10 protein-coding genes and 1 pseudogene are annotated in these 10944 nt (G+C 59.1%); 7 read left to right on the plus strand and 4 right to left on the minus strand.

Annotated features, from left to right (window positions below):
• Window positions 1-118, minus strand: a pseudogene (locus WB402_RS12650) (pirin family protein); the annotation flags it as partial.
• An 837-nt stretch (window positions 119-955) separates the two neighbouring features.
• Here WB402_RS12650 and WB402_RS12655 point away from each other — a divergent pair.
• A complete protein-coding gene (locus WB402_RS12655) occupies window positions 956-3154 on the plus strand; it encodes a primosomal protein N' (protein WP_424208401.1) in 2199 nt (732 codons plus the stop codon).
• Window positions 3155-3245: 91 nt separating this feature from the next.
• Here the strand turns inward: WB402_RS12655 and WB402_RS12660 are convergent, their stop codons facing one another.
• Complete coding sequence (locus WB402_RS12660) at window positions 3246-4319, minus strand: metal-dependent hydrolase (RefSeq protein ID WP_424208403.1); 1074 nt, start codon at window positions 4317-4319, stop codon at window positions 3246-3248.
• Window positions 4320-4564: 245 nt separating this feature from the next.
• Between WB402_RS12660 and WB402_RS12665 the strand changes: the two genes are divergently transcribed.
• The 5 genes from WB402_RS12665 to WB402_RS12685 are packed head-to-tail and all read left to right on the plus strand — an operon-like array spanning window position 4565 to window position 7654.
• Window positions 4565-5128: a TetR/AcrR family transcriptional regulator gene (locus tag WB402_RS12665; RefSeq protein WP_424208405.1), complete on the plus strand. Its 564-nt coding sequence runs from the start codon at window positions 4565-4567 to the stop codon at window positions 5126-5128.
• A gap of 39 nt (window positions 5129-5167) precedes the next feature.
• Window positions 5168-6199, plus strand: a complete 1032-nt coding sequence (locus tag WB402_RS12670) for an NAD-dependent epimerase/dehydratase family protein (protein WP_424208407.1) — start codon at window positions 5168-5170, stop codon at window positions 6197-6199.
• A gap of 41 nt (window positions 6200-6240) precedes the next feature.
• Window positions 6241-6471, plus strand: coding sequence for a sulfurtransferase TusA family protein (locus WB402_RS12675; protein ID WP_424208409.1), 231 nt, complete (start codon window positions 6241-6243; stop codon window positions 6469-6471).
• Window positions 6472-6520: 49 nt separating this feature from the next.
• Window positions 6521-7153 carry a sulfur carrier protein DsrE2 gene (dsrE2, locus tag WB402_RS12680; RefSeq protein ID WP_424208411.1) on the plus strand — a complete coding sequence of 211 codons (633 nt, stop codon included), beginning with the start codon at window positions 6521-6523 and terminating at the stop codon, window positions 7151-7153.
• 57 nt (window positions 7154-7210) lie between these two features.
• Complete coding sequence (locus tag WB402_RS12685) at window positions 7211-7654, plus strand: hypothetical protein (protein ID WP_424208413.1); 444 nt, start codon at window positions 7211-7213, stop codon at window positions 7652-7654.
• 133 nt (window positions 7655-7787) lie between these two features.
• On the opposite strand, the gene WB402_RS12690 is transcribed toward WB402_RS12685, so the two are convergent.
• Entirely contained in the window at window positions 7788-8093 is a 306-nt protein-coding gene (locus tag WB402_RS12690; protein WP_424208414.1) for a hypothetical protein, read from the minus strand.
• Between the two features lie 201 nt (window positions 8094-8294).
• Window positions 8295-10469, minus strand: coding sequence for a catalase/peroxidase HPI (gene katG / locus WB402_RS12695; RefSeq protein ID WP_424208416.1), 2175 nt, complete (start codon window positions 10467-10469; stop codon window positions 8295-8297).
• Window positions 10470-10706: 237 nt separating this feature from the next.
• Here katG and WB402_RS12700 point away from each other — a divergent pair.
• Window positions 10707-10944: LysR family transcriptional regulator (locus tag WB402_RS12700; RefSeq protein WP_424208418.1), on the plus strand; the 238-nt coding region annotated here is incomplete at its 3' end.

The following is a 10944-nucleotide window of genomic DNA, read 5'->3' on the forward strand; positions in this document are numbered from 1 at the left end:
GGACCGAAAAGCCCATCTGACCAGGGTCATAATAGTCAGCAAAGGAAAACGTGTGGGAGGTGTCGAGCCAACCGTGGTTCAAATGTCCGCGATCCTGAGCCTTGCGCAGACTGATCATGTCCTTAACTCGCCATTATCCAAGCCCTCATCCATGTTTGAGCCGCATCCTAATCGCTGTGGTGTTTGCTGCCTAGCCAAGGCGTGCTCGAATTGCAGGCATTTTTTGCTGAAAAAAATGTTCCAGCTGTCTACTTTATGCACAGTCAATCACGTGGGAAAAAAGCGCGCTTACTCCAGGCAAAAACGCATGAAGAAATAGCGGGTTTTTTCATATAGGTAACTGATTTTTAATAAAATTTCAGGTCAGTTTATTTTTTAATCAATTTAACAAAAACCCTGAAAATTCCCGGCACTGAAATGGCGACGGTCATGTCATTAACATTGTTATCCACAGATATTGTGAGTAACGCACGCCCCGTTTAGATACAAGTGGTTAGCGGGTGTTCATGACAAATTTGTGAACGTGGAGCCGCAGTGTTTCACGGTTTGCACAGTAAACGCGCAAATCATTTTGCAATTGGCGAATTAACTTCCAGCTGAAGTTATGTTGCGGTTCCGTCCCGTTTAGAGTCGCCGCCCTGAGTCGCTTGGCCGCGACCGCAGAAAAAGTTTGCGCCTCGGGCGAGGTGGCGCGACTCCGTCCCGTGGCGAAGGGCGACTCCCTTCCGAAGCGAAGCTCCTTCGAAGGGAGTACGCCAGGCTGCCACAAGAGACAGCGTTCTTTGAGTCGCACTGGCTGCCACCGCCGAAAGAGCTATCGCCTCGGGCGGTGGCAGGCCCTTCGGACGGAGGAAGCATGGCTGCCATTCCAGAGCCTTGCTCCTTGAGTCGCCGGCTGCCATCTCCGAAATCCTTCGTCTCGGGAGATGGCAGCCCCCGTGATAGAGTCGCCGCCATGACTGCGTCCTCGCACATCGTCCAAGTAGCCGTCCCCACTCCTTTGCGCCGCGCGTTTGATTATTTATCTCCGGTTGAATTGCCATCCGGCACGCGCGTGCGTGTGTCATTCGGTCGTCGCGAGGTGGTGGGTATAGTGGTGGGTGAAGTTGCGCGAAGCGATCTGCCCCACAGCCGACTCAAACCGATCACGGAGTCGCTGGATGCCGTCCCCCTGCTCGCGCCGCCACTGCTGGACCTACTGCGCTGGGCAGCCGACTACTATCACCATCCTCTCGGCGAGGTGATTAATGCGGCCCTGCCCGCGCGCCTGCGTCAGGGCCGTGCCGGCGTCATCAGCGGCGTAACGGTATGGACGCTTACCCCCAAAGCCAGGGCCGTGGATCCGGAAACGCTGAAGCGCGTGCCGGCACAGAAGCGATTGTTGCAAGTTTTAGCGGCGGCACCGGAGGGTCTCGAAGCAGAGCAGCTGGCACAAATCTCGCCCCGTTGGACGGCGGGGCTCAAGGCGCTGCGCACCAAAGGGTGGGTGAGCAGTTACCAGCGTGATTCTGGGCCCAGCCTCGATCGCGATACCGAAGCTTCGCCAGAACTCAATCCGGGACAGCAATCCGCAGTAGTCACAATCACTGCGGATCTCGGCCGCTACCAGCCTTACCTGCTGCACGGCGTCACCGGCAGCGGCAAAACCGAGGTCTATCTGAATGTCATCGCACAGGTGCTGGCACAGGGAAAGCAGACGCTGGCGCTGGTGCCGGAAATCAGCCTCACTCCCCAGCTGGTCGGCCGTTTTGAACGGCGATTTCGCGTTCCGATCGCGGTGCTGCACTCCGGGCTTAACGATCAGGAGCGCCTGAATGCCTGGCTTGCCGCGCGTGACGGAAAAGCGCCAATAGTCCTCGGCACCCGTTCCGCCGTGTTCACGCCGCTCAAGAATCCCGGTCTCATCGTGGTCGACGAGGAGCATGATGCCTCCTACAAGCAGCAAGACGGCTTCCGTTATTCGGCACGCGATGTGGCCGTGATGCGCGCTTCGCGGGAAAAAATTCCCATCGTGTTGGGCTCGGCCACGCCGTCGCTGGAAAGCCTGCGGAACGCGCGCGACGGTACGTACACCTTGCTGGAACTTCCGGACCGCACGGGCGGTGCCGGCATGCCCGAGGTGCGCCTGCTCGACATGCGGCGGCTCAAGCCCAGCGAAGGCCTGTCGCTGCCGTTGCGCGAGGCGATCGCGGCGCGGCTCGCGAAGGGAGAGCAGAGTATTCTGTTTCTGAACCGACGCGGTTTCGCCCCGGTGTGGATGTGCTTCGACTGCGGCTGGGTCGCGCCGTGCCGGCGCTGCGATGCGCAGCTGACGCTGCACCAGAAAAGACAGAAGCTGCTTTGCCATCATTGCGGAGCCGAACAGGATATGACGCGGCGCTGTCCGTCCTGTCAGGGGGAAAATCTGCATCCGCTCGGCGAAGGCACGGAGCGCGTGGAAGGGGCGCTGACGAAATTTTTCCCGAAGGCGCGCATCGAGCGTGTCGATCGCGACAGTACCAGCCGCAAAGGTGCGCTCGAGGAAAAACTGCGACGTGTCCACGCCGGCGAGGCCGACATCCTGGTTGGCACGCAAATGCTCTCGAAGGGGCATGACTTTCCCAACGTCACGCTGGTCGGAATACTCAACGCCGATCAGGGCCTGTATGGGACGGACTTCCGCTCCAGCGAGCGCCTGTTCCAGCTGATCATGCAGGTCAGCGGCCGCGCCGGCCGCGCCGACAAGCCGGGTGAGGTGCTGATCCAGACCTGGCATCCGGATCACCCCTTGTTCAACGCGTTGCAGCGGCACGATTTTCACGGCTTTGCCGGGTTTGCGCTCACCGAGCGCCACGAAACCGGCTACCCGCCCTACAGCCATCTCGCACTCCTGCGTGCCGAATCGCCGGCGCCGGGAGCCGCGCTCAAATTTCTCCACGATGCGCACGCGCTGGCTGCGCGACTGGTGCCGGAGAAAGGCGTGCAAATCATGGCGCCGGTCCCCGCGCCCATGGAACGGCGCGCCGGGCGCTACCGCGCGCAGTTGCTGGTGCAGTCATCGAAACGCGCTCCGTTACATACTTTTTTGAGTCAATGGGTGGAGCAACTGGCCGAGTCGAAATTCAGCAACAAGGTGCGCTGGTCGCTCGATGTCGACCCGATGGATATGTTTTAGCTGTGAGCCACATAGAACACGGAGAAAAAAAAGATACCAGGATGTTTCAGAAATCCCTGTGTGCTCCGAGTTCACTGTGACGGAAGAATTATTAATGCGGAATGGCGTCGAGGATTTCCAGCCCGTTGTCGTCGCTGAACAGACGGTGTATACGCCAGACGGTGTCAGTCCCGTTCCGGCAGGCTCCATATCGGAACGGCATGGTTCTTCCAGCGAGCGCGAAGCGCAGATCGTTGAACCATACGCACAGACCATCCTTTTTATGATCCACGCGGTACAGCGCCGGAAATTCCGCAAAGCGGCGAAACGGTGCGAGTGCCTCGGAGTACCAAACCTGTTCCGCCAAGTTGACCTCATTGCTGGCTCCGAAGCGGGGGACGCGGTTCCAGATGGCATCGGCCACCGGAAAGTATGAGGCATTCACCTGGTATAGCCAGTTGGCGCCGGCGGGCGGAAATTCCGGTATCTCGCTGCGCCAGAGACTGACATAAGCGAGATAGTAGGCGTCCTTCTGCGGCAAGACGATCATCCAATTGAACGGTGAGAACGGCTGCGGAATTGCCTGGACCTGTCCCGCGTCCAGATGATGCTTCACTGCGTAAGCCTCGCCTATCGCGGTCGCGCGTTGATGCAGCACGGCCTGAAATCCGACGTAGCCGACGAGCACCGCAAGCCCGATCACGGCCGGCCGGCGTGTGGAGCTCCACAGGGAGGAGGCAATCAACCCACTGACGATGATGGTCGTGAAGTAGGGATCGATGATGAAGGTGGTTGGGAACTGCGCGCGCCAGTCGGAGAACGGTGCGAAGATCATGGTGCCAAAGGCGGTGATTACGTCCCCCGCGATATGGATGCCTATGCCCAGCGCCACCACACCCACGAACGCGCGCCACGAATATTTTTTTCGCACCAGCAGCATGAAGAGCAGCGCCAGCAAGAATGACCACAGTGGCAACATGATAACCGAATGCGTGATGCCGCGATGCGTGGTGAGGTAGGTCAGGGGATCGATGAAGCGCGTGACGAAGTCGCTGTCGGGAAACGCGGCGGCGATGAAGCCGATCCACATGCGTGTACGTCGCGGCAACTGATCGGCTCGCGGCCGTTCTGGTTCGGTCGCGCGCGCCAGTAACGCACCGCTCAGGGCGTGTGTCAGGGTATCCATGTCGTGCCCTCTAATGACTGAACGCAGTATAGCGTGGTGTTTTCCAGCCGGACCCCGAAGCCGGGTCATGATCCCGTTAAGACAGCCCGTCAAAGCACCAGTGTCGAGCGCGTTGCTGAATTACCGCTGTTTTATCTCGTCTTTCTGCCGGGAACAGGTATTTTCTTGACAGATCTATATTAGCGTTCCATAATTTAGTTAGATAACTTACTAATAGTATAATTAATTGATTGTAAATAATTATTATGGAAAGTAAAGAAACCAGCAAACGCTCGCGCTTGCTCGAAGCGGCGAACAAGTTGGTTCATCGGCAGGGCTTCAACCAGACCACGCTCGCCGATATCGCGCAGCAGGCCGAAGTCCCCCTGGGCAACGTTTACTACTACTTCAAAACCAAGGAAGAGATTGGTCACGCATTGATCGAGCACCGGGCGAATTTTTATGGTGGCCTCATCGCCGCGTGGGACAAGCTCCCGGACCCGAGAAAGCGTATCCACGCATTGATCGAAGAAGTGGAGAGTCAGCGCCAGGCCTTGGCCGCCAGCGGCTGTCCCATCGGCAGCCTTTGTCAGGAACTTCACAAGGACGGCGGAGTGCTCGCGGAGAAGGCGGCGACCTTGATGGCCGCGATCCTGTCGTGGACCGAGCGGCAGTTTCATCTGCTCGGCAAGGGATCGGAGTCCGCTGATCTCGCCCTGCATCTGGTGACGGTGCTGCAGGGCGTCAGCCTGCTGACACATACCTTCGGCCAGCCGGAACTGATCCTGCGGGAAACATCCCGGCTCAAGAAATGGGTGGACTCCTTGTGAGCCCATACTGATAACAAATCAGAATAATCGGGAGAAACCATGAATACGGAAAAAAAGATTCGTGTACTGGTGACGGGCGCCACGGGATTTTTGGGCAGCAACATTCTCAGCGCCATGGCGGTGCAACCCGGGGTTGAACCAATCGCCGCCTGCCGGCGACGCGAGAAACTCCCACGAAATTTCAAGGGCGAGGCACGAATTGGTAACTTGATGGATGGGAATTACCGGCGCGACGTAGTGAAGGAAGTAGATGTCATCTGCAGCGCGGGTAACTGGGCGTCGATGTGGAACCACAAGGCGCTGGAGCGCGAGCGTTTTTTTGAACCGGCCCGTGACCTCATAGAGCAATCCATCCGACAGGGCGTGAAACGATTTATTCAGACGAGCACAGTCGTGATTGGCGCCGTCGCGAAAGACAACAAACCTTGCGATGATTTCTCGGAAACAAAACATACCGGCTTCTGGCCGCATCTCGACTGCCTGATCGATCTTGACCAGTACATGCGCGCCAACAGCTCGCGCGGCACGCAAATGATCACGATGCGTCTCGGCCATTTTGTCGGAACCGGTAATCGTCTGGGAATGCTACCGGCACTGGTGCCGCGGCTGCGGACCTATCTGGTGCCGTGGCTCGCGGGCGGGCGCAAGCACTTGCCACTGGTGGGCGACACGGATCTGGGCAATGCATTCATGCTGGCGTCGGTCGCGCAAAATCTGAACGATTACGAATCATTCAATATATGCGGCGCTGAATATCCGACGCTTCGCGAAGTCGTCGAATACATCGCCGCCGAGACCGGTTTCCCCAAGCCGCTTTACAGCGTTGCCTACCCGGCCGGTTATGCCTTCGGCTGGCTGATGGAAGCGCTCAAGCCGGTCATGCCGGGCTCCTCTCCGTTTCTGACGCGCTCCATCGTGCACTTGTGCGAGAACTGGGTTTGCCCCAACGATTATGCTCGCCAAAAACTGGGCTATTCGCCGAAGAAAGACTGGCGCGCGGCGGTGCGCGAGCATCTGGACGACCTCAAGGCCGAAGGCTATCCGTGGCCGCGCCTGTGCCAGGTGGCGTGACTGAATCTCAAGACTCTCTCAACCCCAGACAGGAGATGACCATGACAACGACCGCACAGGAACTCGATGCCCGAGGATTGAACTGTCCGCTGCCTATATTGCGCGCGAAAAAAGCACTTAACGGTTTACAGCACGGAGAGGTTTTACATGTGCGCGCCACCGATCCGGGCTCGGTCAAGGATTTCGACGCCTTTTGCAAATCGACCGGAAACGAACTGGTTTCCTCCGAACAGAACGGAGGCGAATATGTTTTCCAGATCCGCAAACACTGACGGATATCCTTCCGTCGGTGAAACAGCCAGCCTTTGAAAGGAGGCAATCATGTCAAAACTAGCTGAAAAGTCATCCGGTAGTATTCCCAGCGAACTTTTGCAGAAACACGGCACGGAACTCGACGCCTGGTTCGATGATCGCTTCGCGAAAAAACTGAAAGAAGTGGAGGAGAACAAGACGCCATCGCTCGCCATCATCGCCACCAAGGGCACCATGGACTGGGCCTATCCGCCGTTCATACTTGCCTCGACCGCCTCGGCCCTTGGCTGGGACGTGTCGGTGTTCTTCACGTTTTACGGGCTCGAACTGCTCAAGAAAGAGCTCAATCTCCAGGTCAGTCCTTTGGGCAATCCCGGCATGCCGATGAAAATGCCGTTCGGACCGGAATGGTTCCAGGGCATCAACTGGAATATCCCGAACGCCGTCATGGCCGGCGTTCCCGGCTTCGAGAAACTGGCCACGGGCCTGATGAAGAAGACCGTCAAGAATAACGGCGTGGCTTCCATTCAGGAACTGCGCGACGTGTGCGTTGAGGCCGGCGTGAACCTGGTCGCCTGCCAGATGACGGTCGACCTGTTCGGTTACTCGCGCGAGGATTTCATTCCCGAGGTCAAGGACTGGATCGGCGCGGCCAGCTTCCTGCCGGTGGCGCAGCAATCCGACGTGTGCCTGTTTATCTAAAACCGGTTGGACGATAAAGTATCCTAATATTCCGCAGACTGTTACGGAGACGAGATCATGCAGGCCGCAATCCTAGAGAACCCTTATTACGCCGCTTTTCGCGGCCATTTCACCAGTCTGCTGAGTTGGGAGGACCTCGATGCCTTCTGGGTAGTGGTGCGAAGCAATGCCGCGGCCGGTTGGTATGTGTATGCCATCGGCGAGCCGCCACCGGCCGCGACTTCTACCGCCGAGCAGGTTAACACCTTCATCTCCGAGATCGACGCGCTGGTGCGCCGCGAACATCAGGAGGATTATTGCGGCATCGTCTATACCGACAGCAAAACCGAGCCTTCCATGATCAAGATCTTCGATCCGAACAATCTTGGCGTGCAGTGCGGTTTCAGCGACAACCCGCCGCTGCCCGGCTGGGTCATGAGCCGGTTGCCGCCCGTGGCGTTTTATGACCGCGCGCACCGTCCCGAGGGTCGCAAGCGCTGGTGGCGGAAGTTATGGGATTGATGCAATCCCGCGGGATTGTTTATCCCGACGCTTTGATTGGCGGAGCCGCGGCAGTAACGTCGAGGGAGAATTTAGACCGCGTCGATATATTGTTCCAATCGTTTATATATTATTTATTAATAGGTATTACCGATTAAAGGTACTTGATGCGGCTGCGCAGGCTGTCGACGTCCGTCGCCACATCGCGCAGCGTGCTGCCGTCATCGGCCGTGCCGACGATCACCGCCTTGCCCGACACCGGAATCACGCTGTCTATCTGGAAACGCCCGCTGCTGCCGCGCAGAAAGCACTCCTCGTCGAAATGCAAACGGTCCCCTGCGGTTCCGACCGCGTCGGACTCGATGGTGTCGTAACCGATCAGTTTCGCGATGTCCTCGCGACCCTGGATGTCGATTGGCTCGAGGGAGCGGTTGTCCGGGTCGATCAATAATGCTTTCATTTGCCTTCACCTCCGCTGGTTGAGTGGTACGGACAAAAAGGCGCGCGGGACAGATGTCCCGCGCGCCCCACACCTAATTACTACGCGGCCTTCACTTCCTTGACGTCGATTCCGAGAACCCTTGGCGACACCTAGCCCGGGACAACCCGATGCCAGGTCGGGGCGAATCAGCATCAGACCTTGAAGGCCGATCCTCCGGAATCACGCAAGATCGAAGCGATCCAGGTTCATCACCTTGGTCCAGGCCGCTACAAAGTCATGGACAAACCGCTCCTGCGCGTCCGAACTTCCGTAGACTTCAGCCAGGGCCCGGAGCTGGGAGTTTGAACCGAAGATCAGATCGACACGGGTTCCGGTCCACTTAAGTTTACCCGTCGCTCGATCACTACCCTCAAACACATCCTCCGCTTTCGAGACCGCCTTCCACGCCGTGCCCATGTCGAGCAGGTTGACGAAAAAGTCGTTCGTGAGCGCCTCCGGCCGCTTGGTGAAGACCCCGTGCTTGGATTGACCGACATTCGCGTTCAGCGCGCGCATGCCACCGACCAGCACCGTCATCTCGGGCGCGGTGAGCGTCAGCAGCTGCGCCTTGTCGAGCAGCAGCTCCTCGGCCGAGACGGAGTACTTGCCCTTCTGGTAGTTGCGGAAGCCATCCGCGATCGGTTCCAGCACGGCAAAGGCCTCGACATCGGTTTGTTCCGGCGAGGCGTCCATGCGGCCCGGCGTGAACGGTACCGTCACGGCATGGCCCGCTTTCTTTGCCGCCTCTTCGACACCGGCGCAGCCGGCCAACACGATTAGATCGGCCATTGAGACCTTCTTGCCGCCAGCATTGAACCCACTCTGGATGCCTTCGAGCTTTCCAAGCACGTTGGCCAGTTGCTTCGGCTGGTTGGCTTCCCAGTCCTTCTGCGGCGCGAGACGAATGCGCGCGCCGTTGGCGCCGCCACGTTTGTCGGAACCGCGGAACGTCGACGCAGAGGCCCAGGCGGTCGAGACCAGCTCCAAAACACTCAGCCCGGATGCCAGTACTTTAGCCTTGAGGGCGGCGACGTCCTGGTCGTTGATCAGGGGGTGATCGACGGCGGGGATGGGGTCTTGCCAGATCAGCGCTTCCTTGGGCACTTCGGGGCCGAGATAGCGCGCACGGGGACCCATGTCGCGGTGGGTCAGCTTGAACCAGGCGCGGGCGAAGGCGTCGGCGAATTCTTCCGGATTCTTGTGGAAGCGCCGTGCGATCGGCTCATAGATCGGATCCATGCGCATCGCCATATCCGCAGCGGTCATGATGATCTGGACCCGCTTCGACGCGTCGTCGGCGGCCGGCGCCTGGTTGCTGTCGGTCTCCCGCTTCGGCGTCCACTGCCAAGCGCCCGCCGGGCTTTTCTCCACGACCCACTCGTTGCCGAACAGCATGTCGAGATAGGTCATGTCCCACTTGGTCGGGGTCGGCGTCCACGAGCCTTCCAGACCGCTGCCGATCTGATCGCCGCCCTTGCCGCTTCTGAAGCTGCTCTTCCAGCCCAGGCCCATCTGCTCGATGGGCGCGGCTTCGGGCTCCGGCCCCACGTGCGTGGCCGGACCGGCGCCGTGGCATTTGCCGAAGGTATGACCACCGCAGGTAAGTGCCACCGTCTCTTCGTCGTTCATCGCCATGCGCGCAAAGGTCTCGCGCACGTCGCGGCCGGACGCAACCGGGTCCGGGTTGCCGCCCGGGCCTTCCGGGTTGACATAGATCAGGCCCATCTGCACGGCAGCGAGCGGATTTTCGAGGTCGCGTTCGCCGGAATAACGGGCCTTGTCGTCCAGCCACTTTTCTTCATTGCCCCAGTAGACATCGATCTCCGGCGCCCAGATATCCTCGCGTCCGCCGCCGAATCCGAAGGTCTTGAAACCCATCGATTCCATTCCGACGTTGCCCGCGAGAATGATGAGGTCGGCCCAGGAGATTTTCTTGCCGTATTTCTGCTTGATCGGCCACAGGAGCCGGCGGGCCTTGTCGAGGTTGACGTTATCGGGCCAGCTGTTGATAGGAGCGAAACGCTGGTTGCCGTGGCCTGCACCACCACGGCCGTCACCTGTACGGTAGGTGCCTGCGCTGTGCCAGGCCATACGGATGAAGAAAGGTCCGTAGTGACCGTAATCCGCGGGCCACCACTCTTGCGAGTCGGTCATCAGGGCGGTGAGGTCCTTCTTCACGGCCGCGAGATCGAGGGTCTTGAATTCCTCGGCGTAGTTGAAGTCCTCGCCCATCGGGCTGGACTCGGGGGTATGCTGGTGCAGGATTTCGAGGTGCAACTGGTTCGGCCACCAATCGTGGTTCGACGTACCGCTCCCGGTTTTGTGTACAAACGGGCACTTTGCTTCGGTTGACATGTGTTCTCTCCATTACTTCGTCACATTAGGTTCGCCGTGAAATTCCCGGAGCCTGTCACGGCTCCGGGTCCGGTTCGTTGAGGGCGGTCACAATCCCGCCGGTTCCGGCAAACGGCGTCACGGCCCACCGTTGATGAGACGCAGCCTAGGCCCTGGCGTTTAATCGTTCCAATCGTTATTTTAAGTCAGTATGATAGGAATTACCTATATACATTTTTGGCCCGCCGGAAGCCCGATATGAACCTGCGTGACCTCAAGTACTTCATCGCGCTCGCCGAAACGCGCCACTTCGGGCAGGCGGCGGCGCGCAGCTTCGTGTCGCAGCCGACACTCTCGGGCCAGATCAAAAAGCTCGAGGACGAGCTGGGCGTGGCGCTGTTCGAGCGCACCAGGAAATCCGTGGCGCTCACGGCGGTTGGCGCGGCGCTGCTGCCGTACGCGCGACGCGCGGTGGAGGAGGCCGAGGCGCTGGCGC

It is taken from the genome of Sulfuricaulis sp. (assembly GCF_049587675.1).
Lineage (GTDB): Bacteria > Pseudomonadota > Gammaproteobacteria > Acidiferrobacterales > Sulfurifustaceae > Sulfuricaulis.

What these genes read in the sequence shown, in the direction of transcription:
- WB402_RS12690 (WP_424208414.1), bottom strand. Translation starts at nt 8,093, where the DNA reads ATGAAAGCATTATTGATCGACCCGGACAACCGCTCCCTCGAGCCAATC.
- dsrE2 (WP_424208411.1), top strand. Translation starts at nt 6,521, where the DNA reads ATGTCAAAACTAGCTGAAAAGTCATCCGGTAGTATTCCCAGCGAACTT.
- WB402_RS12675 (WP_424208409.1), top strand. Translation starts at nt 6,241, where the DNA reads ATGACAACGACCGCACAGGAACTCGATGCCCGAGGATTGAACTGTCCG.
- katG (WP_424208416.1), bottom strand. Translation starts at nt 10,469, where the DNA reads ATGTCAACCGAAGCAAAGTGCCCGTTTGTACACAAAACCGGGAGCGGT.
- WB402_RS12655 (WP_424208401.1), top strand. Translation starts at nt 956, where the DNA reads ATGACTGCGTCCTCGCACATCGTCCAAGTAGCCGTCCCCACTCCTTTG.
- WB402_RS12660 (WP_424208403.1), bottom strand. Translation starts at nt 4,319, where the DNA reads ATGGATACCCTGACACACGCCCTGAGCGGTGCGTTACTGGCGCGCGCG.
- WB402_RS12685 (WP_424208413.1), top strand. Translation starts at nt 7,211, where the DNA reads ATGCAGGCCGCAATCCTAGAGAACCCTTATTACGCCGCTTTTCGCGGC.
- WB402_RS12665 (WP_424208405.1), top strand. Translation starts at nt 4,565, where the DNA reads ATGGAAAGTAAAGAAACCAGCAAACGCTCGCGCTTGCTCGAAGCGGCG.
- WB402_RS12670 (WP_424208407.1), top strand. Translation starts at nt 5,168, where the DNA reads ATGAATACGGAAAAAAAGATTCGTGTACTGGTGACGGGCGCCACGGGA.